The sequence below is a fragment of the Devosia sp. CN2-171 genome, assembly GCF_049354815.1.
Taxonomy (GTDB): Bacteria; Pseudomonadota; Alphaproteobacteria; order Rhizobiales; family Devosiaceae; genus Devosia_A.
In genome coordinates, this window is sequence record NZ_CP186479.1 from 1425175 (window position 1) to 1450277 (window position 25103).

Genomic DNA, 25103 nt, shown 5'->3' on the forward strand with positions numbered 1-25103 from the left:
ACCGGTGGTTGCGCCTCTGCGCACCACAGCTTTGTGAGCGCTGCAGGATTTGCGAACATCGCCGTCAATCGCCATATCTTGGCGCATAACGGAGATTCCCTCATGAGCGAGACCTTCAAGGTTCAAAAGACCGACGACGAGTGGCGCGCCGAGCTCAGCCCCGAGCTGTTCCGCGTTGCCCGCGAGCACGCGACCGAGCGTCCGTGGTCGCACATCTACAATACCGAGAAGCGGGATGGCGTCTATCACTGCGCCGCCTGCGGTGCGGAGCTCTTCACCGCCGACACCAAGTACGAGTCGGGCTCGGGCTGGCCCAGCTTCTTCGATGCCATCAAGGGCTCGGTTGGCCAGACCATCGACCGCACGCATGGCATGGTGCGCGTCGAGGCTCACTGCGCCAATTGCGGCGCCCATCTCGGCCACATCTTCCCGGACGGTCCCAACCCGACCGGCAACCGCTTCTGCATGAACGGCACCAGCCTCAAGTTCGAGCCGAAGGCCTCTTAGTCCCCGTTCACGGGGGAGGGGAACCGCCGTAGGCGGTGGAAGGGGCGGCCACAGGCACCGAATCCAGTCTCGCCCCCTCCACCAGCTTGGCTGGTCCCCCTCCCCCGTTCCGCAGGGGAGGATCACCCTGCATGACTTCCCCACACCCCTCCGCTAGAACCCCGACATGACCAAGCCCTCCCTCACGCCTCCCCTCGCCGAGCGGCGCCAACATGCCGCGACCGATCACGGCATCACCCGCCAGGACCCGTACCACTGGCTGCGCGCCGATAACTGGCAGCAGGTGATGCAGGAGCCCGAGACGCTCCCGGCCGACATCCGCGCCTATATCGAGGCAGAGAACGCCTATTTCGCCGAAGCCTTCGAGGAGCCGCACGCGGCGCTGCGCGAGAAGATCTTCCAGGAGATCAAGGGCCGCATCAAAGAGGACGACAGTGGTATCGCCTCGCCCGATGGCCCCTGGGCCTACAACTCGCGCATGGAAGAGGGGAAGCAATACCCGATCCTCATCCGCACGCCGCGCGACGGTGGCGCCGAGCAGATCCTGCTCGATTGCAACATCGTGGCGGGGGACGACTATTTCGGCTTCGGCGGCGGCGATCACGACCCATCGCATCGCTGGCTCGCCTGGAGCGCCGACCGCGCCGGCAGCGAGTTCTACACGCTCCACATCCGCGACCTCGAGACCGGCAAGGATACTGGCGAACTCATCGAGGACATCGCCGGCGGCGGCGTCTGGTCCGCCGATTCCAGCGCCATCTACTATTCCGAATACGACGACAACCACCGCCCGTTCCGGGTGCGCCGCCATCAGCTCGGCACGCCGCAGGCGGAGGACGAGATCGTCTTCGAGGAGAAGGATCCGGGCTTCTTCGTTGGCGTCGATGAAACGCTGAACCGCAAGTACATCGTCATCGACGCCCACGACCACCAGACCTCCGAATTCTGGCTGATAGACGCAGAAAAGGGTGGCGCCCCGCGCCTCGTCGCCCCCCGCGTCACCGATCGCGAATACGACCTCGAGGATCGCGACGGCACCTTCTACATCCTCACCAACGCCGACGGCGCCGAGGACTTCAAGATCGTCACCGTGGCTGCTGATAGTCCCGCCGCCGAGAACTGGATCGATCTCGTCCCGCATCGGCCGGGCGTGCTCATCCTCGACATCATCCTGTTGCGGCACCACCTCGTCCGCCTCGAGCGCTTCGAGGGCCTGCCGCGCATCGTCGTGCGCAACCTCGACGATGGCGACGAGTGGACGGTGAAATTCGACGAGGAGGCCTATGCGCTCGGCATGTCCGCCGGCTACGAGTTCGACACGAAGACCATCCGCTTCACCTATTCCTCGCCGACCACGCCCTCGCGCACCTACGATCTCGATCTCGTCACGCGCGAGCGTACCCTGCTCAAGGAGCAGGAAGTCCCTTCCGGCCACATCCCGGCCGACTACGAGACCAAGCGCATCTTCGCCACCGCCAAGGATGGCGAGCGCGTGCCGGTCACGCTACTTTACCGTAAGGGCCTTAAGCTCGACGGCTCCGCCCCGGCCCTGCTCTACGGTTACGGCGCCTATGGCATGGCCATGCCCGCCGGTTTCTCGGTGTCGAAGCTCAGCCTCGTCGATCGCGGTTTCGTCTACGCCACTGCACATATCCGCGGCGGCATGGACAAGGGCTACGCCTGGTACAAGAACGGCCGTCGCGAGCACAAGGCGAACACCTTCACCGACTTCATCGCCGCCGCCGAAACGCTGATCGAGCTCGGCTACACTTCGAAGCAGCGCATCGTTGCCGAAGGCGGCTCCGCCGGTGGCCTCTTGATGGGCGCCGTCACCAACATGCGCCCCGACCTCTGGGCCGGTGTCATCGCCGAGGTGCCGTTCGTCGACGTCCTCAACACCATGCTCGACGAAACCCTGCCGCTCACCCCGCCCGAATGGCCGGAGTGGGGCAACCCGATCACCGACAAGGCCGCGTACGACCGCATCGCCGGCTATGCGCCCTACGAGCGGGTCGCGGCGATCGACTATCCGCCAATCTTCGCGCTTGCCGGCCTCACCGATCCGCGCGTCACCTACTGGGAACCGGCCAAGTGGGTGGCCAAGCTCCGCGTCACCAAGACCGACACAAATCCGTTGTACCTCAAGACCCATATGGACGCCGGCCATGCCGGCGCGTCGGGCCGCTTCGACCAGCTCAAGGAGACCGCGCTGAGCTACGCCTTTGCGCTGTCATGCGTGGGATTGGCATAAATCCACCAAAAGCGGGAATTGTTGAGGAAAGCCAAAGGGCCTATATCGAACGCAGCCCAGCGGCCCACATCCTAAGACCCGTCCTTCAAGGAGGCATCCAGAATGGCATACGAACTTCCCCCCCTGCCCTACGCCTATGATGCGCTTGGCCCGTACATGAGCAAGGAAACGCTCGAGTTCCACCACGACAAGCACCACCAGGCCTATGTCACCAACGCCACCAAGCTGGCCGAGGGCAAAGGCCTTGAGGTTCTCGCGCTCGAGGATCAGGTCAAGGAAGTGTTCGGCAAGGATCCGGGGCTCTTCAACAATCTCGGCCAGCACTACAACCACGTGCATTTTTGGAACTGGATGAAGCCCAATGGCGGCGGCGGTGCCACCAAGGTCCCGGCAGCTCTGCTTAAAGCGATCGATTCCGATCTCGGCGGTTTCGACAAGTTCCGCGCCGATTTCATCGCGGCCGGCACCACCCAGTTCGGTTCGGGCTGGGCATGGCTGTCTCTGAAGGACGGCAAGCTCCAGGTCACCAAGACCGCCAATGGCGAGTCGCCGCTGGTCCACGGCAACGCCAAGCCGCTGCTCGGCGTCGACGTCTGGGAGCACTCCTATTACATCGACTACCGCAACGCGCGTCCGAAGTACCTCGAGGCGTGGTTCGACAATCTCGTGAACTGGGAACACGTAGAGTTCCTGTTCGACGAAGCGAAATAAGCTTCCGTGCATCGAGTTCAAAGGCCCGCTCCGGCGGGCCTTTTCTTTTGTGCGGCGCACCCTGCCAAACCCGCTTCCCCGCGGTGTCACACAATGGTAACGATTGGTTAACCATAGCGCCGGGGAAACACCGTGGCCGAGCCGTCCCGCACCATAGCCGTCCTTGTCGCCAATCCGGCGCTAAGCTCGATCCTCAGCATGGTGCTCGCTTCGGTGCCCAGCTATCGCGTGCGGCCCTTTGAGTCGGAACTCGCCCTCGTCACCTACATGCACCTCGCCCCGGTCGATGTCGTCGTCACCGATTTCGACAGCGCCAATGCGCGCGCCGACCGGGTGACACGCGACCTCCGGGCCGATGAGGCGATCGTCAATCGCGAGTATCAGGTGATCGCGCTTGCCAGCGAAGTCTCGCCCGAGACCAAGGACCTCTGTATCGCCTCGGGCATCGACGAAGTCATCGTCAAGCCGATGTCGCCGAAGTACCTCGTCGAGCGCGTCCAGTCCCGCCTCGCCCGGCGCGCCGCCGCCCTGCCGCGCCCGCTCCGCACGAGCACCCTACGCCGCCCCGACTTCGCGCAATATGGCAACGTGATCCCGCTCTGGACGCGCGAGCGGCCTCTGCCGCAGCACTGAGGTTGCTCGTAGGGCCCGTATAGCCACTCCACGAACTCTACCCAAACCACCGGCGTCATCCCCGCGAAACCGGGGACCCGGTGCGACCTCTCAGGAGGCACGGGCTTGGCGGCATCCCACTAGGTTCCCGCTTTCGCGGGAATGACAACAGTGGGTGGGTCAAACCGGGCAGGCAGATCAGGCCGCCACACTCAGCGCCCAGCTCACCTTGTTCCAGAGATCATCGACATTGTCGGTGAACACCACGACCCGATCCGCATGGCTGGTCGAATGGCTCAGCACGTCCGTCGCCATGCCGCGCATCGCCTCGAACGCGCGGTGATGGTTGAGCAGCACCACCGGCTTGTTGCTGGCACCGGCCCCGGCGCGTACCCAGGTCCGGTAAAGCGCCGCCGCCGAAGCCAGCGAGCCGGGGAGCCCGACGAACACCTGCGCCAGTTCACCCACCCGGCGGATGCGCGCCTCGGGATCATCGATCCGCTCGACCGGCACGTCGCTCAGCGCCGGTGGCGCCACGAAATCGGCATCGGCAACGATCAGCACCTCACCGCCCGCCGCCCTGGCGCTCGTGATCAGCGGGATGGCGTCCAGCGTTTCGTCGGCAAGGCAGATCAGCCGCGCTCCATGCCGCGCGAGGATCGTGCCCGCCTGGGTCATGATTGGCGCCCGCTCGGCGTCGCCCGGCCCCTTGTCCGAGGCGAACACCGCGAGGGCGGGATGCGCGGAGACGACGTTACCGGCCACGGGTCAGCCCGCCGAGAATGCCGCGCACCAGCGCCCGCCCAAGGCTCGACGCCATAGTGCGGCTGAACGAGTTGATCGCCGCCTCTACCGGCGTCTGCCTTGTCGAGCGCCTCGGCAGTGCCGCCCGCTCGGCCTTCTCGCGCGCCGCGGCTTCCTTCGCCTGAGCTGCCGCCTGGTCCTCTGCCGCCTGCGCCGCCTGGCGCTCTTCGGACTTCTTGGTCAGCACTTCGTAGGCCGACTCTCGATCGACCATCTCGTCATACATACCTGTGACTGGCGAGCTGGCGATGACCGCCTGCCGCTCCTCGGGCGTCAGCGGACCCACCTGTCCCGATGGCGGGCGGATCAACGTACGCCCCACGATCGAGGGCACACCCTTCTCCTCCAGCACTGAGACTAACGCCTCGCCGATGCCGAGCTGGGTGATCACTTCCTCGGTCGAGAAGTCGGGGTTGGGTCGGAACGACTTGGCCGCCATCCGCACCGCCTTCTGCTCCTTGGGCGTGTAGGCGCGCAAAGCGTGCTGCACGCGGTTCGACAGCTGCGCCAGTACGGCGTCGGGAATGTCCACCGGGTTCTGCGTCACGAAATAGACGCCGACGCCCTTCGAGCGCACCAGCTTCACCACCTGCTCGACTTTGTCGACCAGCGCCTTGGGCGCATCATCGAACAAGAGGTGCGCTTCGTCGAAGAAGAACACGAGCCTGGGCTTGTCCGGATCGCCCACTTCGGGCAGCACCTCGAACAGCTCCGACAGCAGCCAGAGCAGGAACGTCGCGTAGAGCCGCGGCGCCCGCATCAGCTCGTCGGCGGCGAGGACCGAGACGAAGCCCTTGCCGTCATAGGTGGTGCGCATGAAGTCCTTGATATCGAGCGCCTTCTCGCCGAAGAACTTGTCCCCGCCCTGCTGCTCGAGCACGAGCAACTGCCGCTGCACGGCGCCGACGGTCGCGGTCGCGACATTGCCATACTGCGTTGAAATCGCTTGCGAATTTCCGGCGATCTCGACTAGCAGTGCGCGCAGGTCCTTCAGATCGAGGATCAGTAGCCCGTTGTCGTCGGCATACTTGAAGGCGATGTTGAGCACGCCCTCCTGGGTGTCGTTGAGATCGAGGATACGGCTCAGGAGCAGCGGCCCCATCTCCGAGATCGTGGTGCGGATCGGATGGCCCTGCTTGCCGAACAGATCCCAGAAGATGGTCGGGGACTTGCTCGCGGCGTAGTCGGTGAAGCCGATCTCCGTCGCCCGCTTGGTCTGCCAATCCAGCATCTTGCCCATGGCGGCGATGCCAGAGAGGTCACCCTTGATGTCGGCAGCAAACACCGGCACGCCCGCCGCCGAGAACCCCTCGGCAATCGACTGCAGCGTCACGGTCTTTCCGGTACCGGTCGCACCCGTCACCAGGCCATGCCGGTTGCCGAACTTAAGCGCGAGATATTCCGGGCGCGTGCTGTTGCCGAGATAAATCTTGTCGGGAAGGAGCATCACGCCTCGCTGGATTCGGGTTCGCCTTTGAGGCCAACTCTATAGCGAGGCGGGCATGGGGTGCCAAATGAAAGCGGTAGCTGGCGTTGTGGCGCTACCCCTCCAACCCCAGCGGATCCTCATCCAGCGGCCACATCGGGCGCGCCAGGCGTTTGAATGGCAACTGGCTCCAGTCGGGGTTGCTGGTCCCTGGTGTCGCCACGAACAACTGCTTCCGCGTGTTCGTCACGAACAGGTCCTTGTGCTTGTAGAGGTTCTTGATCGAGACGACCTGCTTGTCGTCGAACGTGATGCCGTGCAGCGAGAACAGGCTGAGCGAGAAGAGGTTGGTGCGCAGCGTCGTCAGCATCACTTCGATGCCCTCGACCCGCACCACTGCGACATCGCCGATATCGATGCGCTCGCCCGGCAGGTGGTCCTGGTAGGCGTTGCGCTTGAGGAACAGCACCTCCGCCTCCGCGTCGAGCGGCGGCCCTGAGTAGGGCTCGAACTTGCCGCCGATGCGCAGCCGCAGTTTCGCCCCGACTCCGACCTGGAAGCAGATGCCCACGGCCAGCGGATCCCACAGTGGCGCCACCACAGCATTGCGGATGCCGTTGTCGATGAAGGCCTTCAGCACATAGGTCGTATCACCCGGGGCGCCCGAGCCGATCTGGTCGGCGGTATCGGCGATCAGCAGCGGCCTGTCGCCCTTGATCTTCGCCTCGGCAATAGCCTCCTCGAACGAGGTGAAGGGCAGCGTCGCCTCGCGCCGGAAGCGATAGAACCACTTGCCGTACTTTTCGGCCGCTGCCTCGGCGATCTTCACGTCACCATCGGCAATGGCCAGCATCTTCGCGCCGGCGAGCGGCACGTCGGCCCAGGGGAAACCGTGGTTCAGCGACAGCGACAGCACGCCGTCCTTCCCCTCGCCCTCGATGATCGCGGCCGAAAACTCGATCATCGGCCCTTCCATGGTGGTCGGGAACAGGCCCATCGACTTGCAGTCGAACAACGCCATCTTCGGCTCGATTTCGCCCTTGAGCGTCCGGACCATCAGGTCGAACAGATCCTCGGCGCGCTCGGCGTGGTCGATATGCGGATAGGTCTTGTAGATGACGATGAGGTCGGCTGCGTCGACGATGGTGTTGTCGATATGGCCGTGAAGGTCGAGCTCGATGCCGATCCTGGTTCGATTGCCCACCTGGGCACGCATGCGCGAGACCAGATCGCCCTCGCAGTCATCATAACCGTCGGCAACCATGGCACCGTGGAGGTATAGCAGCACCGCATCCACCGGGCCCGCGGCGGCGAGATCGCCGAGAATGCGCGCCCGCATGGCCTCGTAGTCGCCCTTAACCGTCGGACCGGCCGGGTTGGCGAAGGCGAAGAGGCTCTGCACCACCTCCCAGCCCAGCTCTCGGCCGCGCTTCAACCAGATCTGCCCAGGCGCCGACCAGGGCGAGGTCGGCAGTGTTTCCACCGAGCCCTCGTTCCACATGCAGGCCTTGAAGTCGTCGATCCCTGTGGGAAACGAGGCGAAGGTATTCGTCTCGGTCCCCAGGGTGGCGATGAACAGGCGCATGTGTGGCTCCCTCTTGTGAGGAGCGGAGCGTAGGAATCGCCCCTCGCGCGGTCAACGCCGCGATGTTCCACCACAAGGAACGAAAGGATCAGGCCAGAGGCGCCGCGGCCCGCATCTCGCCCACATCGAGACCGCGCACATTCTTGATCGTCTGCCGCGCGAACTTCTCCAGCACGGCGCGTTGTGTCTCGTCCGGATCGGCAAACTGCAGCAGCAGGTTGGCAACCAGCGTCTGGCTTGCCAGCATGTTGCCGTCGTCGATCTTCAGCGCGTAGCCCCAGCCCTTGTCGCGGATGGCGCCGCACTGCACGCCTTCGGCGCCGCCCTTCTGCATGACGCGCCCACCGAACGCTTCCATCACCAAGGTATCGAGATGCCCCGTGCCGGCCACGAGCAGCGGGTGGCTGGTCGCTGCGTCGAAGATGCGGTGCGCGGCACGCGCCAGATCGTCCGGCAACCCCTCTCCCGTCGCCATGCGGGCGAAGCCCTGCGCGAAGCCCGAGAGCGGCGCGGCCCAGGTCGGCATCGAGCACCCGTCCGTGCCACAGCGATCTTCACTCAGTTGTCCGCCAACCACCCTTTCGATGGCGCGACGCACCGCGACCTGCACCGGATGATTGCGCGTGGCGTAGTCGTGCGTATCGACACCCAGCGCCCGCGCCACGCTCAGCATCCCCGAGTGCTTGCCCGAGCAATTGTTGTGCAGCGCCGTCGGCTCCTCGCCGGCGCGACGCAGGGCCTCGCGGGCCCGGGCGTTGGTCGGCTGGTGCGCCCCGCACTCTAGGTCGGTGGCGCTAAGCCCGACATGACCGAGAAAGCTGGTAACGCCCAGCACGTGCACGTCCTCGCCGTGATGCGAGGCGCAGGCGAGCGCCAATTCCTCGTCGGTGAGATCGAACCGCTCGATGGCGCCCGAGGTCACCATGGCCAGCGCCTGGATTGACTTGATCGCCGAGCGCGGAAACACCGGTCGCGCGATGTCGCCAGCCGAAGCGATGATGTTGCCCTCGGCATCCGCGATCACGAACGCGCCGCGATGGCGGTTCTCCACGTAAGTGCCGCGCGTCTGTTCGATGAGGATGGGGTTGGCGTCCAAAGCGGTGATCACGACTGTCTCGGAAAGAAAAAGGGCCCGGAGGTTCCCTAGGGAACGCGTCCGGGCCGGCAAGTCAATCTATCGGAGGTCAGTCAAAGGCACGTTTGCATGGGTCGTCGGTAGAAAGAGAGACTCAGATGTCCCAGTCGTAGGCCATCTTGAGGAACTTGGCGTTCACCCAGCCCTTGGTGTCCTGCTGTTCGACCAGGCACCAGTCGGAGCCGCCTTGGGGGGAGACGATGCAGCGCTCCACCCAAACGGAGGTCTTGGGCTCGAAGGCCCCGACTTTCTGGGAATACGAGGCCGGCCATTTGCGGGCGTTCAGCACGTCCCACTGCTTGACGCCGACGATATGGGCCGGGCTTTCGACATCGTAGCCGGCGGCGAAAGCGGGCTGGACGGCGAAGGCGGCGGCGCTGGCGATGATCAGGCCCGCGAGGGTCGCAACCAGCAGCTTTTCCTGTGTCTTGTTCATGGCTTGGCGTCCTTTCGGGGCCGGGTGTCTCGATCTGTTGTCCCCAATATGCCGCTACCCGATTGAACCCCCTCTGAGCCCGCCATTCAGAAAGCATTCATCGCCGCGGCGACGGTGTGACCGGAATGCGCAAGGGCGGGAACCGCGGTTCCCGCCCTTGTGAGAGACACACTAGGGTGGTTACTTCGCCATAGCCACTGGGCCGCCACCGCCCGACACCAGGCTGGCGGTGCTGTCTGAGCCAGTGTGGACATAGAGGTTGATCGTGTCGTCGCCCATCATGCGAACCGCGATGACGTCTTCGGGGAAGAAGCCCTTGTCGCCGAGCACAGCAACGAGCACGTCGTTCTGGGCGATGGTGGGGCGCAGGTAGGCGGCATTGCCGTTCGAGCTCAGGAGCTCTGACCCCTGGCAGAACTCGGTCACCCAGACGCGATAGCTGTCGTCCACGCCCTGAACCTGCTCGGGATAGACGCGCTTCATGTAGCCGAGCTGGTCGCCGCAATTGTCGACATTGGCGTCATAGCCGCAGCGAATGCGACACTGGCTCTGGGCGAACGCGGGGACGACGACGGTAGCGGCGATGGTGGTGACCGCAAGTGCGGCCAATGCGAACTTGTTCATTTCAGTCTCCTGATATCGGGGGCGCGGGGCGCCCTATGGTTTTGACGGGAGCCCTCAGCTCCCTGACGCTGAAAACCGGGATATGCCCATCGCCTTGAACCGCCTCTGACGGGTTCGTTCACCCTCGTGACAGAATGGGGCCAAGCCATGCTAGGCTCAGGCAAATCAGTCTTGAGGAGACAGCAATGGCAAAGGTTCTGGTCACGGGCGGCAGCGGCAAACTCGGCAGGGCGGTGCTGAAGGACCTGGTCGCCAACGGCTATTCGGTCCTCAATGTCGACCAGGTGCTGCCGCGTGATCCGATCTGCCCGAGCGTCAGAATCGACCTGACCGATTTCGGCCAGGTCGCCGCTGCGATCCTCGGCGGCATCGATGAAAAGAAGGGGCCGTTCGACGCCGTCGTCCACCTCGCCGCCATCCCGGCCCCCGGCCTCTTCGCCAACAGCCGCACGGTCGCCAACAACGTACCGACCACGTACAACGTCTTCGAGGCCTGCCGCCTCGCCGGCATCAAGAACGTCGTCTTTGCCTCGAGCGAGACCGTGCTCGGCCTGCCGTTCGAAAATCCCCCGCCCTACGTTCCGGTCGACGAGGAGTACTTCCCACGTCCCGAGACTGCCTATTCGCTTGGGAAGCTCCTCGACGAGACCATGGCGGCGCAATATTGCCGCTGGGACCCGGAGCTGAAGATCGTCGGGCTGCGCTTCTCGAACGTCATGGATGTCGAGGACTACAAGGCCTTCCCGAGCTTCGACGCCGATCCCAAGCTACGCAAATGGAACCTCTGGGGCTATATCGATGCGCGTGACGGGGCGCAGGCGGTCCGTCGCGGCATCGAGGCCGAGTTCAAAGGGTTCGAACCCTTCATCATCGCCAACCAGGACACGGTGATGAGCCGCTCGAACATGTCGCTGATGGCCGAAGTGTTCCCGAACGTGCCGCACAAGCGCGAGCTCAGCCAGAACGGCACGCTGCTCTCCATCGACAAGGCACGCCGCCTGCTCGACTACAACCCGCAGCACAGCTGGCGGAACCACGTCTGATGGCCATCCGTCTCGGCGGACACGGCCTTCCCGTTGGCAGCGACGACCCTTATGCCTTCGCCCGCGCCCATCGAGCCTTCGGCTATGGCGCCGCCTATGTGCCCGAGGTCTCGATCTCGGACACACAGCGGCTCGGTGACATCGAGAAGGCCTTCGCGGCCGAGGACGTGGTGCTTGCCGAGATCGGCATCTGGCGCAACCTGATCGACCCCGATCCGGCCGAGCGCAAGATCCAGCTCGCCTATGCCGCCGAACGCCTCGCCATCGCCGACGCGGTCGGTGCCGGCTGCGCCGTCAGCTTCATCGGCTCCTTCGCCGCCGGCACCCGTTACGGGCTCGATCCGCGCAATCTCGGCCCCGAGATGTTCGACGCTGCCGTCGAGACGGCGCGCTACCTCATCGACACGGTGAAACCGAAGCGCGCCAAGTTCGCGCTAGAAATGATGCAGGCAACCATCCCCGACAGCGTCGACAGCTATGTCGAACTCATCAACGCGATCTCGCGCCCGATGTTCGCCGCCCATATCGACCCGGTAAACCTGGTGATGACGCCGCGCACCTATTTCAACACCGGACGGCTGATCCGCGAGTGCTTCGACAAGCTCGGGCCGTGGATCGTCTCGTGTCACGCCAAGGACATCACCCTCCATGACGAGGCAGCGCTCCATCTTGACGAGGTGCAGATTGGCGAAGGCAATCTCGACTATCGCACCTACCTCGGCGAGCTGGACCGGTTGCCCCGCGAGGTTCCGCTGATGCTCGAGCATCTCGACGGCCCGGCCTACGCCACCGGGCGCGACAGGATTTTCGCGGTCGGCGACGAGATCGGCATCGCATTCGCGGTGCGCCCATGAGATCAAGGCTTGGTGATTGGCCGCATTCCGGCCAACAGTGGTGCGTTGCTAGCTGCAAGCAGGATCAGGAATAGTTGCAGACTTTTCCGGTTCGATCTCGCGAGAAAACGAAGACCTGACCACGGATCGCTGGAGTCGCCATTGGGCGCCTACATTCTGAGACGCCTGCTGCTGATGATCCCGACCCTGTTCGGGATGCTGGTCGTCTCCTTCTTCATCACCCAGTTCGCGCCCGGCGGCCCAGTCGAAAGCTACATCGCTCAGATCAGCGGCCAGTCGGTCAGCGTGTCGGAAGGCGTGATCGGAAATGCCGAGGGTGATTTCGCCGGACAGAACGTCGTCAAGTCGAGCGACCAGAACCAGAGCTCTACCTACCGCGGCGCACAGGGCATCAGGCCCGAAATCCTCGCCCGCATCGAAAAGCAGTTCGGCTTCGACAAGCCGCCGCTCGAGCGCTTCTTCACCATGCTGTGGAAGTACGCGCGCTTCGATTTCGGCGACAGCTACTCGCGCGGCGTGCCGGTCATCGACCTGATCATCCAGAAGCTGCCGGTCTCGATCACGCTGGGGCTGTGGATGACCATTCTCAGCTATGGCATCTCGATCCCGCTCGGCATCGCCAAGGCGGTCAAGGACGGGACGCGCTTCGACGTCTCCACTTCAACCATAGTCATCATCGGCTACTCGCTGCCCGATTTCGTCATCGGTGTGCTGCTGATCGTCCTGTTCGCAGGCGGCAACTTCCTCGACATATTCCCCTTGCGCGGGTTGGTGTCGGAAAACTGGGCCAGCCTCCCCTGGTACAGCCAGATCCTCGATTACCTCTGGCACATCGTGCTGCCGATCACTGCGATGGCGCTCGGCGCCTTCGCCACCTCGACCATGCTGATTAAGAACTCGTTTATCGACGAGATCAGGAAGCAATATGTGATGGTCGCTCGCGCCAAGGGGCTGACCGAAAACCGCGTGCTCTACGGCCACGTGTTCCGCAACGCCATGCTGCTGGTCATTGCCGGATTCCCGGCCGCCTTCGTCGGCGCCTTCTTCGGTGGCTCGCTGCTGATCGAGACCGTCTTCTCGCTCGATGGGCTGGGCTATCTGGGCTACCAGTCGGTGATCAACCGCGACTATTCGGTGGTCTTCGCCACCTTCTACATCTTCTCGCTGGTCGGGCTCGTCCTCGGCCTCATCTCCGACCTCATGTACATGTGGATCGATCCGCGCATCGATTTCGAAAGCCGGAAGGTGTGATGCACGCAGCTGCACTGCGATTCGGCACGCCGTTCCTCGCCTTCGCTCCTGCCGATGCGCCGCGATCGGCCCCGCTTCTGTCGCCCATCAACAAGCGGCGGCTCAAGGTCTTCCAGGCCAACAAGCGCGGCGTCTGGTCCCTGTGGATCTTCCTCGTTCTCCTCATCATCACCTCGATGTCGGAATTCGTCGCCAACGACCGGCCGCTGATCGCCTCCTACAAGGGCGAGCTGCTGTTCCCGGTGATCTTCGACTACCCCGAGACCAAGTTCGGTGGGTTCTTCGCCGAAACCAACTATCGCGACCCGTTCATCGCCGACGAGATAACGGCCAACGGCTGGATGATCTGGCCGCCGATCCGCTACTCCTACCGCACCGTCGACGAGGCCCTCTCGGTGCCGGTGCCGTCCGCTCCCTCCTGGTTGCAGAGTGCCGAAGTGCGCTGCGGACTGTTCGCCGGCGGCGTCACCGATCCCAACTGCAATATCGGCAATTTCCACTGGCTCGGCACCGACGATCAGGGCCGCGACGTGCTGGCGCGAGTGCTCTACGGCTTCCGCATATCGGTCTTGTTCGGCCTGATCCTCAGCGTCCTGTCCTCGGCCATCGGCATCACTGTCGGAGCCGTGCAGGGCTTTTTCGGTGGCTGGGTCGATCTCACCGGCCAGCGCTTCCTCGAAATCTACGGCGCCATCCCGCAGCTCTACCTGCTGCTGATCATCTCCAGCGTCATCGCTCCCAGTTTCTGGGTGCTGCTCGGCATCCTGCTGCTGTTCTCATGGACGTCGCTGGTCGGCATCGTCCGCGCCGAGTTCCTGCGCGCCCGCAATCTCGAATATGTTGCCGCCGCGCGTGCCCTCGGCCTCTCCAACGTCACCCTGATGGTGCGGCACCTGCTGCCCAATGCCACCGTGGCGACACTGACCTTCGCGCCCTTCATCGTCGCCGGCTCGGTCACTACGCTTACCGCGCTCGACTTCATCGGCTTTGGCCTGCCGAGCGGTTCGCCGTCGCTGGGTGAGCTGCTGAGCCAGGGCAAGGAGTACCTGTTCGCCCCCTGGCTCGCGATCACCAGCTTTGTCGTGATCGCGGCGATCCTCATTCTCCTCGTGTTCATCGGCGAAGCGGTTCGCGACGCCTTCGATCCACGCAAGACTTTTGCGGTGCGGACATGACCGAACCCCTGCTCCGCGTCGAAAACCTGCAGATCGACTTTCACGCCGACGGGCGTGACATCCATGCGGTACGCGGCGTGTCGTTCGACATCATGCCGGGCCAGACCGTCGCCCTCGTGGGCGAGAGCGGCTCGGGCAAATCGGTCACCGCGCTGTCGATCCTCAAGCTCCTGCCCCACCCCACTGCGACCTACCCAGCCGGCCGCATCCTGTTCAAAGGCCAGGACCTGCTGGCGACCGACGATGCCGGCATTCGCGCCGTGCGCGGTAACGCGATCTCGATGATCTTCCAGGAGCCGATGAGCTCGCTCAATCCGCTGCACACGGTCGAACTGCAGGTCACCGAGTCGCTGATCCTCCATCGCGGCATGAGCCGTGCCGCCGCCAAGGCCCGCACCCTCGAACTGCTCGAGGAAGTCGGCATCCCGAACCCGGCCTCGCGCCTCGCCGATTATCCCCACCAGCTATCGGGCGGCCAACGCCAGCGGGTAATGATCGCCATGGCGCTCGCCAACGAACCCGAGCTGCTCATCGCCGACGAGCCAACCACCGCGATCGATGTGACGGTGCAGGCACAAATCCTCACCCTGCTGCAGGCGCTGCAGAAAAAGCGCGGTATGGCGATCCTGTTCATCACCCATGATCTCGGCATCGTGCGGAAGATGGCGCCGGTGACCCATGTGATGACCGAGGGCCTGATCGTCGAGCACGGCCCGACCGAGCAGATCTTCTCGAACCCGCAGCACCCCTACACGAAGAAGCTGCTGGCGGCCGAACCCAAGGGCGACCCACCCTCCACCGATCTCTCGGCCGAGCTCATCGTCGTCGCCGACAAGCTACGCGTCTGGTTCCCCATCAAGCGCGGGTTGCTGCGACGGACGGTCGGGCACATCAAGGCGGTGGATGACATCTACTTCTCCATCCGGCGTGGCGAAACCCTTGGGGTCGTCGGCGAATCCGGTTCGGGCAAGACCACGCTCGGCCGTGCCCTGCTCCGGCTGATCTCGTCGGAAGGTCAGATCGCTTACCTCGGCAACAACATCGAAAAGCTGTCGTGGTCGGCGATGCGCCCGCTGCGCAAGGACCTGCAGATCGTCTTCCAGGATCCATACGGCTCGCTCAGCCCGCGCATGTCGGTTGCCGAGATCATCGCCGAGGGGCTCGGCGTGCATCGACGTGAACTCACGCTGGCCGAGCGCGACGACCGCGTCGTGCGGGCGCTCACCGAGGTCGGGCTCGATCCGACTGACCGGCATCGCTACCCGCACGAGTTCTCGGGCGGCCAGCGCCAGCGCGTCGCCATCGCCCGTGCCATGGTGCTGGAGCCCAAATTCGTCGTGCTGGACGAGCCAACCTCCGCCCTCGACGTCAGCGTCCAGGCCCAGGTGGTCGACCTGCTGCGCGACCTGCAGCGGCGGCACGGCCTCACCTACCTCTTCATCTCGCACGATCTACGCGTCGTCCGCGCGCTCGCCAACGAACTGATGGTGATGCGCAACGGCAAGGTGGTCGAACACGGCCCCGCCAACGAAATCTTCTCGTCGCCACGCACCGACTACACCCGCGCCCTGATGGCCGCGGCCTTCGAGGTCAAGGCCCTCCACGGCGCGGACGAGGCGCAATGATCCGCGCACTCGATTCCCGCCGCAATCGTCCCTAAGCTCATCCCAAGCATCTCCCGCGAATGGAGCTCCTCATGCATCCCGCCAAGCTCGCCGCACTCGCCCTCGCAGCCGCCCTCCTCGCCGTCTCTCCGGCACTCGCGCAAGAGCCGGTCTGGCGCCACGCCGGCGCCTTCCACGGTGACCCCAAGTACCCCCCAGGCTTCGCGAAGTTCGACTACGTGAAGCCGGACGCGCCGGTCGGCGGCCTGGTCCGGCTAGGAGCGGATGGCGGCTTCGACACCTTCAATGCCATCCTGCCACAGGGCGAGCCCGCTGCGGGCATCGGCCTCATCTACGAGACGCTTACCGAGCAATCGCTCGACGAGGTCTCGACGCAATACGGCCACCTCGCCGAGGCCTTCAGTTACCCGGCGGACTATTCCTCGGTCACCTTCCGCATGAACCCGCGCGCCAGGTGGGCCGATGGCGAAGCGCTTACCGCCGAGGACGTCGTCTGGTCGTTCAACAAGACCATGGAACTCAATCCTAGCCAGGCGAACTACTACGCCAATGTCACCAAGGCCGAAGTGACAGCCCCCGGCGAGGTGACGTTCAGCTTCGACCAAACCGGCAACCGCGAGCTGCCGCTGATCATGGGCCAACTGATGGTGCTGCCGCAGCATTGGTGGGAGGGCACCGGCGCCGACGGCAAGCCCCGCGACATCAGTAAGCCCAGCCTCGAGCCGCCACTGGGTTCGGGCCCCTACAAGCTCGCCGGCTTCAGCCCGGGCGCTTCTATCACCTACGAGCGCGACCCGAATTACTGGGGCATCAAGGAGCCGTTCAACATCGGGCAGAACAACATCCAGACGATCAAGTACGAGTATTTCCTCGACCTCACCGCCGAGTTCGAAGGCTTCAAGGGTGACGAGTTCGACTGGTGGGACGAGAACCTCGCGCTGCGCTGGCAGGGCGGCTACGACTTCCCGGCGGTCGCCGAAGGCAAGGTGATCAAGGAGCTGTTCGAGAACAACTACCGCGACTCCGGCGTCCTCGTCGGCTTCGTCCCCAACCTTCGCAAACCAATGTTCCAGAACGAGGCGTTGCGGGCAGCCATCCTCTACGCCTTTGATTTCGAGGAACTCGACAAGCTCCGCTTCTTCGGTCAGTACGACCGCATCAACAGCTATTTCTACGGCACCGAGTTCGCCTCTTCGGGTCTGCCGCAAGGCGAAGAGCTCGACATCCTGAACTCGGTCAAGGATCTGGTACCACCGAGCGTCTACACCACCGAATACAAGAACCCGGTGAGCGGCGATCAGACCAAGCTCCGGGCCAACCTCAAGGCCGCGGTCGATCTGCTGACCGGCGCCGGCTACAAGCTGGAGGGCAGCCAGTTGCTCGACCCGGCCGGCCAGCCCGTCGCCTTCGAGATCCTGCTCAACGGCCCGACCATCGAGCCGATCGCTACGGCCTTCCAGACCAACCTCAAGCGGCTCGGCATCAATGCGACGATCCGTACGGTCGATTCCCCGCAGTACATCGAGCGGGTCGGCAATCGCGACTTCGACATGATCTACACCGGCTGGGCCCAATCGCTTTCGCCCGGCAACGAGCAGCGCGATTTCTGGGGCTCGGCTGCCGCCGAAGGTGAGGACAGTCGCAACTATGCCGGGATCAAGGATCCGGGCGTGGACGCGCTGATCGACAAGATCATCTTCGCCGATGATCGCGAAACTCTGGTTGCGGCGACACGGGCGCTCGACCGGGTGCTCCTCGCACACCACTACGTCACCCCGACCTACACGCTACGCAAGTCGCGCATCGCCCGCTGGGACCGCTTCGGCCATCCCGACGAGTTGCCCGAGTTCTCGATCGGGTTCCCCACCGTCTGGTGGTACGACGAAGCCAAGGCCGCCAAGACCGGCGCGGCCAAGAACTAGCACCGACTTCTCCTTGATCCTCCCCCGTTTTACGGGGGAGGGGGACCAGCGAAGCTGGTGGAGGGGGCGACCCCAAACTCCGACGCTTCCCGCCGCCCCCTCCACCGCCTCCGGCGGTCCCCCTCCCCCGCTCCGCAGGGGAGGACAACCGCGCCATTGCACCCCGCTGCGCGAGCCGGTAATCCCTGCTCATGCAGCTCTCCGACCCCCTTACGCTCTCCGGCAAGCCCCTCACCTTCGCCAATCTCGCGCGCATCGGGCAGCGCTCCGTATCGCTCGCCGCCGACAGCGCCGCCATGACGCGCGTCGACGCCGCGCGCAAGATCGTCGAGGACAAGATCGCCCGCGGTGAACAGGTCTACGGAGCCACGACCGGCGTCGGCGCGATGAAGGACGTCGAATGGTCGCCTGAACAGCTCGAGACGTTCAACCTCGGTCTCGTACGCGCCCACCACTTCGGCACCGGCGCGCCCTTCCCCAGCTCCGTCGTCCGCAACGCCATCGCCATCCGCATCAACACCGCGCTCACCGGCCGCGTCGGCTGCTCGCGGACCTTGGTCGATGCCTATCTCGATCTGCTCAGCAAGGATGTTATCCCGGTGGTGAGGCGCACCGGCTCGATCGGCACCGCCGATATCGGCCTCATGGGCCAGATCGGCGCGGTGCTGACCGGCGCCGGCGAGGCCGTCTATCAGAACAAGCGCATGTCTGCCGAAGCGGCCCTCGCCGAAGCGGGGCTCAAGCCGACCCGGATGGCGCCGCGCGACAGCCTCGCCTCGATCAGCGTCAACGCCGTCGGCTTTGCCGCCGCTGCGGAAGCCGTGCGCTCCGCGGCGTCGGCCGTACGCATGCTGCTCGCCACGAGCCTCACCACCGCCGGCGCGCTCGGCGCCTCGCGCGATCCGTGGAAGGCCGTCGCCCATGTCGGCACCGAGCGCGAGGCCGAGATCGGCGCGTGGATGTATAGCAACGGCATGGGTTGGGATTGGCCCAACGCGACGCACATCCAGGATAATTTGAGCCTCCGCATGATGGCGCAGGTGTTCGGCGCCACCTTCGACACCCTGCTGATTGCCGGGCGAACCATTCTCGCCGCCACCGGCCGCACCGACGACAATCCGGTGGTGGTGGAAGGCCAGGTGCTGACCTCGGGTGGCTCGCTGCCGCTCGACGTGACCATCTACCTGCAGGCCGCGCAGATCGCGCTGGCCCATGTGGCGCGAAACTCGTTCAACCGCTGCGTGTTGCTCTCGAACGGCACCCGCCGCGACCTGCCGATCAACCTCGTGCCGCGTGGCGCCATCGCCACCGGTTTCGGCCCAATCATCAAGCTCGCGGGCGAACTGTTCGCGCGCGTCCTCTCGATGTCCGGAGCGATTTCCGCGCAGTCGATGGTGGTCGCAGCCGGCATCGAGGACGAGGCCGCATTCCTGCCGCTGGTGGTCGAGCGGTTCGAGCGCCAGGTTCGTGCGCTCCGCCGTCTCGCCGCCCTCGAGGGGCTGCTCGCGGCGCAGGCGATGGACATTCATGGCGACCGCCCTAGCGGCGTTCCCGGCCTCATCTATTCGAAAGTCCGCCAGCACGCCGCCTATTACGACATCGACCGGCCGCTGTCGGTGGAAGTCGAGATCATTGAAAGCGATCTCGGCTCCGAACACAGCATGTCGGAACTGATTTCGCTCGCACCCATTCCTTCGTTGGACGAGTTTTTCGCTCTGGGGCCGGTCGCCTAGTATTGCCGAGTATGACTTTTCGCCGGCTGCCGTATAGGTTTAGCGCCAATTTCCGGCCGAGGGATCCCAAAGCGGCCGGAACGACAAGGAGACCATCATGCTTTCCAAGAAACTGCTCGGTGCCGTCGCGGCGCTGGCCTTCACGGTGACCGCTGCCAACGCTCAGGTCGTCGTCTCCAGTAAGATTGACACCGAGGGTGGGCTGCTCGGCAACATCATCAGCCAGGTGCTGCAGGCCAACGGCATCGCCGTGACCGAAAAGATCCAGCTCGGCGGCACCCCCGTCGTGCGCCAGGCGATTACGGCCGGCGAGATCGACATCTATCCGGAATACACCGGCAACGCCGCCTTCTTCTTCGAGAAGGCCGACGATCCGCTCTGGAACGATGCGGCCAAGGCCTATGAAGAGGCCAAGAAACTGGATTTCGACGCCAACAAGATCGTCTGGCTGTCGCCGGCTCCGGCCAACAACACCTGGGCCGTCGCGCTCCGCAAGGACGTGGCCGATGCCAACAAGCTCGTCACCTTCACCGATTTCGGCAAGTGGGTCGCCGGTGGCGGCGAAGTGAAGCTCGCGGCCTCTGCCGAGTTCGTCTCCTCGCCCGCAGCGCTGCCCAAGTTCCAGGAAGTCTACGGCTTCACCCTGAAGCCCGAGCAGCTCGTCACCCTCTCTGGCGGTGATACCGCCGCGACGATCGCCGCAGCCGCACAGCAGACCAACGGCGTCAACGCCGCCATGGTCTATGGCACCGACGGCGGCATCGCTCCCTCTGGCCTCGTCGTGCTCCAGGACGACAAGGGCGTACAGCCGGTCTACGAGCCCGCCCCGATCATCCGCGAGGCGGTTCTCACGGCCAACCCGACGATCCCCGATCTGCTGAAGCCCGTGTTCGACAAGCTGGACCTCGTCACGCTGCAGACGCTCAACGGCCGCATCCAGGTCGGCGGCGAAGCCGCCAAGGACGTCGCCATCGACTGGCTGAAGCAGAACGGCTTTCTGAAGTAAGCCGCGCCACGCGCATGCATTTTGGGGGTGGGCAGGACGACTGCCCACCCCTAGTGTTTTCCGCATGACCGACCTCACCGCGACAGTCCCCCGCCGCCTACCGGTCGCCGTCGACAAGCTCGGCGTGCTCATCGCCGCCATTGCGCTCGTCGCCTCGTTCATGCCCTTCGCCGCCTTCCGCGCGAACCGGATCGTGCTCGGCGAGAGCAAGTCCATCCTCGGCGCCCTGCCCGGCTGGGAAGCGGCGATCCTCATCCTCGCCCTTGTCGGCTGTATCGTCCTGGCCCTGCTCAAGACCCCGACGCTGTGGCGCCTCGCCGCCAGCCTCGCGATGCTGGCGCTGCTCTTCGTCGCCATCGGCCATGCCGCGACCAATCTCACTCCGCCCGGCGATCGGATCGCCCGCGTCTCGCCCGGCGGCGGCTTCTGGCTGCTGGTCTTCGCCTTCGCCCTGCTCGCTGCCGATGCCATCGCCCGGCTGAAGTTGATGCCGTGGACCCGTATCGCAGTACTCGTCGGGGTCGCGGCCTTCTTCGCCGTCCTGCTCGCTTCTGGCACACTCAACGACGTTTCGGTCCTCCGCGAGTATTTCAACCGCGGCGAGACCTTCTGGCGCGAGGCCGAGACGCATGTCGCGCTGGCGCTCGGTTCGCTGTTTGCCGCCACCATCGTCGGCGTCCCCGTCGGCATTCTCTGCCATCGCTCCGATACGTTGCGCGCGCCGGTACTGAACGTCCTCAACATCATCCAGACCATCCCGTCGATCGCGCTGTTCGGCCTCCTGATCGCGCCGCTCGCCTGGGTCGCCGCCAACATTCCCGGCGCATCGGCGCTCGGAATTTCCGGCATCGGCGCTGCTCCGGCGATGGTCGCGCTGTTCGGCTATTCGCTGCTGCCGGTCGTCGCCAACACCGTAGTCGGGCTCGAGAGCGTGCCACCAGCCGCCGACGATGCCGCCAAGGGCATGGGCATGACCGATTGGCAGCGGCTGGTCGGCGTGCAGTTCCCCCTCGCCTTCCCGGTGATCCTCACGGGCATCCGCATCGTCCTCGTCCAGAACATCGGCCTCGCCACCATCGCCGCCCTGATCGGCGGCGGCGGGTTCGGTGTGTTCGTGTTCCAGGGCGTGGCGCAGACGGCGATGGACCTGGTGCTGCTCGGTGCCGTGCCCACGGTGGCACTGGCGTTTGCGGCCGCAGTCGTGCTCGACGCCATCGTCGAACTGGTTTCACCAAGGGAGGTCCCGCGTGATTGAGATCGAGTCCCTCACCAAGGACTATCTCGAGCTGACCGTGGTCGACCACGTGAGCCTCACCGTCGATGACGGCGAGATCGCGGTCATCGTTGGCACCTCCGGCTCCGGCAAGACTACCCTCCTCCGTATGATCAACCGGCTGATCGAGCCCACCTCAGGCAGCGTGCGCATCGACGGGCAAGATACCAAGTCCGTCCCCGCCTTCGAGCTCCGCCGCCAGATCGGCTATGCCATCCAGGGTCACGGCCTCTTCCCGCACCGCACCGTCGGCCAGAACATTGGCACCGTCCCCGCCCTGCTCGGCTGGGACAAGTCCCGCATCGCCACACGCGTCGATGAACTGCTCAACCTGTTTCAGATGCCACCTGCGGAATTCCGCGACCGCATGCCGAGCGGACTTTCGGGCGGCCAGCAGCAGCGTGTCGGCGTCGCCCGTGCCCTCGCCGCCGAACCGAAGCTCCTGCTGATGGACGAGCCGTTCGGCGCGCTCGATCCGATCATCCGCGCCAAGGCACAATCGGACCTGCTCGCCATCCAGAAGCGCTTCGGCACCACCATCGTCCTCGTCACGCACGACATGGAGGAAGCCATCCATCTCGGCGACAAGATCGCCGTCATGGACAAGGGCAAGCTGCTGCAATACGCGCCGCCGGCCGAAATCATCGCCCGACCCGCAACGCCATTCGTCGCCGAATTGATCGGCACCGGCGAGCGCCCGTTCCGGCTGCTGTCGCTCACCACCGTGCGCGACCTCGTCGAGCCCGGTCCGGCGCAGGGCGAACCGATTTCCGCCGATGCCACGCTGCGCGACGCCTATGCCGAGCTGCTGTGGAGCGGCCGCGAGCTACTGCCGGTCGTCGACGAGACCGGCGCCAGCCTCGGCCGTATCCGCCGCGACGATATCGCCCATAAGGCCGAGCAGCCGCAATGAGGCCAGGGCTGATCATCCGGCTGGTCGTCCTCGCCCTCCTCGTGGCCTTCGTCGTCACGCCGCAGACTTTTGCCTTTGTGTTCCAGCCGCTGACCAAGAACGGCCAGCCCGCGATCTACACGCAGAACACGCTCCTCACCCTGACCATCAGCCACCTCGCCATCGTCGCCGCCGCGACCGTGCTGGCGACCGCCATTGCGGTCGGCCTCGCCGTCCTTGTCACCCGCCCGTTCGGTGCCGAGTTCCTGCCGCTGAGCCGTTCGCTCGCCAATATCGGCCAGACCTTCCCGCCCGTCGCCGTGCTGGCGCTGGCGGTCCCAGTCCTCGGCTTCGGCTGGCAGCCGACGCTGGTGGCGCTGTTCCTCTACGGGCTACTGCCCATCTTCGAGAACGCCCTCACCGGCCTCACCACCCTGCCCCCATCCGTGACCGAAGCCGCCCGCGGCGTCGGTATGACCGACCGCCAGCGCCTCACCCAGGTGGAACTGCCACTCGCAACGTCGGTGATTCTCGCCGGCATCCGCCTCTCCGTTGTGATCTCGGTCGCCACCGCCACGATCGGCTCGACCGTCGCCGCGTGGACGCTGGGCGAAGTCATCATCGCCGGGCTCCTCAGCAACAACATCGCTTTCATCGCGCAGGGCGGGTTGGTGGTCGGCGTGATGGCCGTGCTGATCTATGATGGGCTGTCGGCCGTCGAGCGCATGCTGATGCGCCGCACGGGACAACGCCGCGCGTAGGAGGTCACATGTCCGATTTCGATCTCGTCATTGCCGGCACCGTCGTCCTTCCCTCCATGATCATCGAGGGTGGCTATGTGGCGGTGCGCGACGGCAAGGTGGTGCATGTCGGCGAAGGCGCAGCGCCGCACGCTCACGAGCGGCACGATTTCGGCAACGCGCTCATCCTCCCCGGCGCGATCGATGCGCAGACCCATTCGCTCAGCCAGAAGAACCAGGAAGATTTCATCTGGTCGACCCGCTCGGCGGCGGCGGGCGGCGTCACCACCATCGTCGACATGCCCTATGACGAGGGCAACCTCGTCTGCTCGGCCGAAGCAGTCCGCATCAAGGTCGAACACGCCTCGCCACAGGCCCGCGTCGATTTCGCGCTCTACGGAACCATCGACCCCACTGAAGGTGCAAGCCGCATTGCCGAACAGGCGGCTGCCGGTGTCGCCGCATTCAAGTTCTCGACCTTCGGCACCGACCCGGTCCGCTTTCCGCGCATCTCGCCGCCCTTGCTTCAGGAAACATTCATCGAGGTGGCGAAGACGGGGCTAACTGGGGGCGTTCATAACGAGGACGACGAGAGCGTCCGCGCCGCCATGGCAAAAGTAAAGGCCTCCGGCATCACCGATTGGCGCGCCCACGGCCTGAGCCGCCCGCCCCTCACCGAGCTCCTCGCGACCCTCCAGATCTACGAAACCGGGGCGCAAACCGGGGCAGACGCGCATGTTGTGCACTGCTCGCTCAGCCGGGGTTACGATATCGCGGCCGACTACCGAGCCCGCGGTTTCCATGCCTCGATCGAATGCTGCATCCACTACCTCACGCTCGACGAGGAAAACGATGTCCGCCGCCTTGGCGGCAAAGCCAAGATCAACCCACCCATTCGGCCCCGCGCTGAAGTCGAAAAACTCTGGAAACAGGTCGCAGCCGGAAATGTGACGCTGGTCTCCACAGACCACGTCAGTTGGTCTGAGGACCGCAAGACTAATCCCGACATGCTCGCCAACGCCTCCGGGGTGCCCGGGCTGGAGGCGATGGTGCCACTGTTCGTCAAGGGCGCGCTGGAGCGCGGCGTGTCGCTGACCTGGGCGGCGAAGCTCATGGCGGCCAACCCGGCCCGGCATTTCCGACTGGGGCAGAAGGGTGCGCTGGAAGCGGGGAAGGACGCGGATATCACCGTGCTGGTGAACCGGCCACAAGTCTATGACGCGGCGAGGTCCGGCCACAACGTGGTGGGCTGGTCGCCCTACAACGGGATCGAGTTGCCCTGGACGGTGGCGGGGACCTGGCTGCGCGGCAAGCAGGTGTTCGACGGGACTGTGGTGGTAGAGCCGGGGCTTGGGCGGTGGGTGCGGCCGTGAGGGTGCTGACTGAGGCAGACGGCCCCCTCCCCTCCTCCTCCTTAAAGGGGGAGGTGCCTGCCGGTGTGCAGGGCACCATCGAGCCACAACCTCAACTCTTCACCTCCTACTCTAAGGAGGAGGAT

At 64.9% G+C, this 25103-nt stretch carries 22 protein-coding genes; 16 read left to right on the forward strand and 6 right to left on the reverse strand.

The window, feature by feature from the left end; genetic code table 11:
* The first annotated feature begins 102 nt into the window (after positions 1 to 102).
* From msrB to ACOYW5_RS07150, 4 genes are all read left to right on the forward strand, one after another.
* Positions 103 to 507 carry a peptide-methionine (R)-S-oxide reductase MsrB gene (msrB, locus tag ACOYW5_RS07135; protein ID WP_423068557.1) on the forward strand — a complete coding sequence of 135 codons (405 nt, stop codon included), beginning with the start codon at positions 103 to 105 and terminating at the stop codon, positions 505 to 507.
* Between the two features lie 166 nt (positions 508 to 673).
* Entirely contained in the window at positions 674 to 2758 is a 2085-nt protein-coding gene (locus tag ACOYW5_RS07140; RefSeq protein ID WP_423068558.1) for a S9 family peptidase, read from the forward strand.
* Between the two features lie 102 nt (positions 2759 to 2860).
* Positions 2861 to 3469: a superoxide dismutase gene (locus ACOYW5_RS07145; protein WP_423068559.1), complete on the forward strand. Its 609-nt coding sequence runs from the start codon at positions 2861 to 2863 to the stop codon at positions 3467 to 3469.
* Positions 3470 to 3601: 132 nt separating this feature from the next.
* Positions 3602 to 4102, forward strand: a complete 501-nt coding sequence (locus tag ACOYW5_RS07150; protein WP_423068560.1) for a hypothetical protein — start codon at positions 3602 to 3604, stop codon at positions 4100 to 4102.
* A 177-nt stretch (positions 4103 to 4279) separates the two neighbouring features.
* Here the strand turns inward: ACOYW5_RS07150 and ACOYW5_RS07155 are convergent, their stop codons facing one another.
* From ACOYW5_RS07155 to ACOYW5_RS07180, 6 genes are all read right to left on the reverse strand, one after another.
* Positions 4280 to 4846: a hypothetical protein gene (locus tag ACOYW5_RS07155; RefSeq protein WP_423068561.1), complete on the reverse strand. Its 567-nt coding sequence runs from the start codon at positions 4844 to 4846 to the stop codon at positions 4280 to 4282.
* Positions 4836 to 6332: a helicase HerA-like domain-containing protein gene (locus ACOYW5_RS07160; protein WP_423069421.1), complete on the reverse strand. Its 1497-nt coding sequence runs from the start codon at positions 6330 to 6332 to the stop codon at positions 4836 to 4838. The genes ACOYW5_RS07155 and ACOYW5_RS07160 overlap by 11 nt, the downstream gene beginning before the upstream one ends.
* 94 nt (positions 6333 to 6426) lie before the next feature.
* Positions 6427 to 7896 (reverse strand): M81 family metallopeptidase, encoded by a 1470-nt coding sequence (locus tag ACOYW5_RS07165; RefSeq protein WP_423068562.1) that lies wholly within the window; start codon positions 7894 to 7896, stop codon positions 6427 to 6429.
* Positions 7897 to 7984: 88 nt separating this feature from the next.
* Positions 7985 to 9004 carry an asparaginase gene (locus ACOYW5_RS07170; RefSeq protein WP_423068563.1) on the reverse strand — a complete coding sequence of 340 codons (1020 nt, stop codon included), beginning with the start codon at positions 9002 to 9004 and terminating at the stop codon, positions 7985 to 7987.
* A 121-nt stretch (positions 9005 to 9125) separates the two neighbouring features.
* On the reverse strand, positions 9126 to 9467 hold the full coding sequence (locus ACOYW5_RS07175; RefSeq protein WP_423068564.1) for an SH3 domain-containing protein: 342 nt from the start codon (positions 9465 to 9467) through the stop codon (positions 9126 to 9128).
* Positions 9468 to 9647: 180 nt separating this feature from the next.
* A complete protein-coding gene (locus ACOYW5_RS07180) occupies positions 9648 to 10091 on the reverse strand; it encodes a hypothetical protein (RefSeq protein WP_423068565.1) in 444 nt (147 codons plus the stop codon).
* 185 nt (positions 10092 to 10276) lie between these two features.
* Here ACOYW5_RS07180 and ACOYW5_RS07185 point away from each other — a divergent pair, with 185 nt between their 5' ends.
* The 12 genes from ACOYW5_RS07185 (at position 10277) to ACOYW5_RS07240 (ending at position 24978) form a co-directional block, all read left to right on the forward strand.
* The gene (locus ACOYW5_RS07185) at positions 10277 to 11134 is read left to right on the forward strand and encodes an NAD-dependent epimerase/dehydratase family protein (protein ID WP_423068566.1); all 858 of its coding nucleotides are present in this window, start codon (positions 10277 to 10279) and stop codon (positions 11132 to 11134) included.
* Positions 11134 to 11988, forward strand: a complete 855-nt coding sequence (locus ACOYW5_RS07190) for a sugar phosphate isomerase/epimerase family protein (protein WP_423068567.1) — start codon at positions 11134 to 11136, stop codon at positions 11986 to 11988. The genes ACOYW5_RS07185 and ACOYW5_RS07190 overlap by 1 nt, the downstream gene beginning before the upstream one ends.
* Positions 11989 to 12129: 141 nt before the next feature.
* The gene (locus tag ACOYW5_RS07195) at positions 12130 to 13239 is read left to right on the forward strand and encodes a microcin C ABC transporter permease YejB (RefSeq protein WP_423068568.1); all 1110 of its coding nucleotides are present in this window, start codon (positions 12130 to 12132) and stop codon (positions 13237 to 13239) included.
* Positions 13239 to 14414: an ABC transporter permease gene (locus tag ACOYW5_RS07200; protein WP_423068569.1), complete on the forward strand. Its 1176-nt coding sequence runs from the start codon at positions 13239 to 13241 to the stop codon at positions 14412 to 14414. The genes ACOYW5_RS07195 and ACOYW5_RS07200 overlap by 1 nt, the downstream gene beginning before the upstream one ends.
* Positions 14411 to 16039 carry an ABC transporter ATP-binding protein gene (locus ACOYW5_RS07205; protein WP_423068570.1) on the forward strand — a complete coding sequence of 543 codons (1629 nt, stop codon included), beginning with the start codon at positions 14411 to 14413 and terminating at the stop codon, positions 16037 to 16039. The genes ACOYW5_RS07200 and ACOYW5_RS07205 overlap by 4 nt, the downstream gene beginning before the upstream one ends.
* Before the next feature lie 71 nt (positions 16040 to 16110).
* Positions 16111 to 17961 carry an extracellular solute-binding protein gene (locus tag ACOYW5_RS07210; protein ID WP_423068571.1) on the forward strand — a complete coding sequence of 617 codons (1851 nt, stop codon included), beginning with the start codon at positions 16111 to 16113 and terminating at the stop codon, positions 17959 to 17961.
* Positions 17962 to 18152: 191 nt separating this feature from the next.
* Positions 18153 to 19694 carry an aromatic amino acid ammonia-lyase gene (locus ACOYW5_RS07215; protein ID WP_423068572.1) on the forward strand — a complete coding sequence of 514 codons (1542 nt, stop codon included), beginning with the start codon at positions 18153 to 18155 and terminating at the stop codon, positions 19692 to 19694.
* Between the two features lie 97 nt (positions 19695 to 19791).
* Entirely contained in the window at positions 19792 to 20700 is a 909-nt protein-coding gene (osmF, locus tag ACOYW5_RS07220) for a glycine betaine ABC transporter substrate-binding protein OsmF (protein WP_423068573.1), read from the forward strand.
* A 64-nt stretch (positions 20701 to 20764) separates the two neighbouring features.
* Complete coding sequence (locus tag ACOYW5_RS07225; RefSeq protein ID WP_423068574.1) at positions 20765 to 21955, forward strand: ABC transporter permease; 1191 nt, start codon at positions 20765 to 20767, stop codon at positions 21953 to 21955.
* Positions 21948 to 22886 (forward strand): ABC transporter ATP-binding protein, encoded by a 939-nt coding sequence (locus ACOYW5_RS07230; protein ID WP_423068575.1) that lies wholly within the window; start codon positions 21948 to 21950, stop codon positions 22884 to 22886. Before ACOYW5_RS07225 ends, ACOYW5_RS07230 begins: the two co-directional genes overlap by 8 nt.
* On the forward strand, positions 22883 to 23626 hold the full coding sequence (locus ACOYW5_RS07235; protein ID WP_423068576.1) for an ABC transporter permease: 744 nt from the start codon (positions 22883 to 22885) through the stop codon (positions 23624 to 23626). The genes ACOYW5_RS07230 and ACOYW5_RS07235 overlap by 4 nt, the downstream gene beginning before the upstream one ends.
* Positions 23627 to 23634: 8 nt before the next feature.
* A complete protein-coding gene (locus ACOYW5_RS07240) occupies positions 23635 to 24978 on the forward strand; it encodes a dihydroorotase (RefSeq protein ID WP_423068577.1) in 1344 nt (447 codons plus the stop codon).
* Positions 24979 to 25103 lie beyond the last annotated feature (125 nt).

Excerpts from the sequence above, each read along its gene's own strand:
- ACOYW5_RS07160 (WP_423069421.1), bottom strand. The coding sequence starts at position 6,332 with ATGCTCCTTCCCGACAAGATTTATCTCGGCAACAGCACGCGCCCGGAA.
- ACOYW5_RS07190 (WP_423068567.1), top strand. The coding sequence starts at position 11,134 with ATGGCCATCCGTCTCGGCGGACACGGCCTTCCCGTTGGCAGCGACGAC.
- ACOYW5_RS07200 (WP_423068569.1), top strand. The coding sequence starts at position 13,239 with ATGCACGCAGCTGCACTGCGATTCGGCACGCCGTTCCTCGCCTTCGCT.
- ACOYW5_RS07205 (WP_423068570.1), top strand. The coding sequence starts at position 14,411 with ATGACCGAACCCCTGCTCCGCGTCGAAAACCTGCAGATCGACTTTCAC.
- ACOYW5_RS07140 (WP_423068558.1), top strand. The coding sequence starts at position 674 with ATGACCAAGCCCTCCCTCACGCCTCCCCTCGCCGAGCGGCGCCAACAT.
- ACOYW5_RS07210 (WP_423068571.1), top strand. The coding sequence starts at position 16,111 with ATGCATCCCGCCAAGCTCGCCGCACTCGCCCTCGCAGCCGCCCTCCTC.
- ACOYW5_RS07185 (WP_423068566.1), top strand. The coding sequence starts at position 10,277 with ATGGCAAAGGTTCTGGTCACGGGCGGCAGCGGCAAACTCGGCAGGGCG.
- ACOYW5_RS07175 (WP_423068564.1), bottom strand. The coding sequence starts at position 9,467 with ATGAACAAGACACAGGAAAAGCTGCTGGTTGCGACCCTCGCGGGCCTG.
- osmF (WP_423068573.1), top strand. The coding sequence starts at position 19,792 with ATGCTTTCCAAGAAACTGCTCGGTGCCGTCGCGGCGCTGGCCTTCACG.
- ACOYW5_RS07240 (WP_423068577.1), top strand. The coding sequence starts at position 23,635 with ATGTCCGATTTCGATCTCGTCATTGCCGGCACCGTCGTCCTTCCCTCC.
- msrB (WP_423068557.1), top strand. The coding sequence starts at position 103 with ATGAGCGAGACCTTCAAGGTTCAAAAGACCGACGACGAGTGGCGCGCC.
- ACOYW5_RS07180 (WP_423068565.1), bottom strand. The coding sequence starts at position 10,091 with ATGAACAAGTTCGCATTGGCCGCACTTGCGGTCACCACCATCGCCGCT.
- ACOYW5_RS07145 (WP_423068559.1), top strand. The coding sequence starts at position 2,861 with ATGGCATACGAACTTCCCCCCCTGCCCTACGCCTATGATGCGCTTGGC.
- ACOYW5_RS07225 (WP_423068574.1), top strand. The coding sequence starts at position 20,765 with ATGACCGACCTCACCGCGACAGTCCCCCGCCGCCTACCGGTCGCCGTC.
- ACOYW5_RS07215 (WP_423068572.1), top strand. The coding sequence starts at position 18,153 with ATGCAGCTCTCCGACCCCCTTACGCTCTCCGGCAAGCCCCTCACCTTC.
- ACOYW5_RS07235 (WP_423068576.1), top strand. The coding sequence starts at position 22,883 with ATGAGGCCAGGGCTGATCATCCGGCTGGTCGTCCTCGCCCTCCTCGTG.
- ACOYW5_RS07165 (WP_423068562.1), bottom strand. The coding sequence starts at position 7,896 with ATGCGCCTGTTCATCGCCACCCTGGGGACCGAGACGAATACCTTCGCC.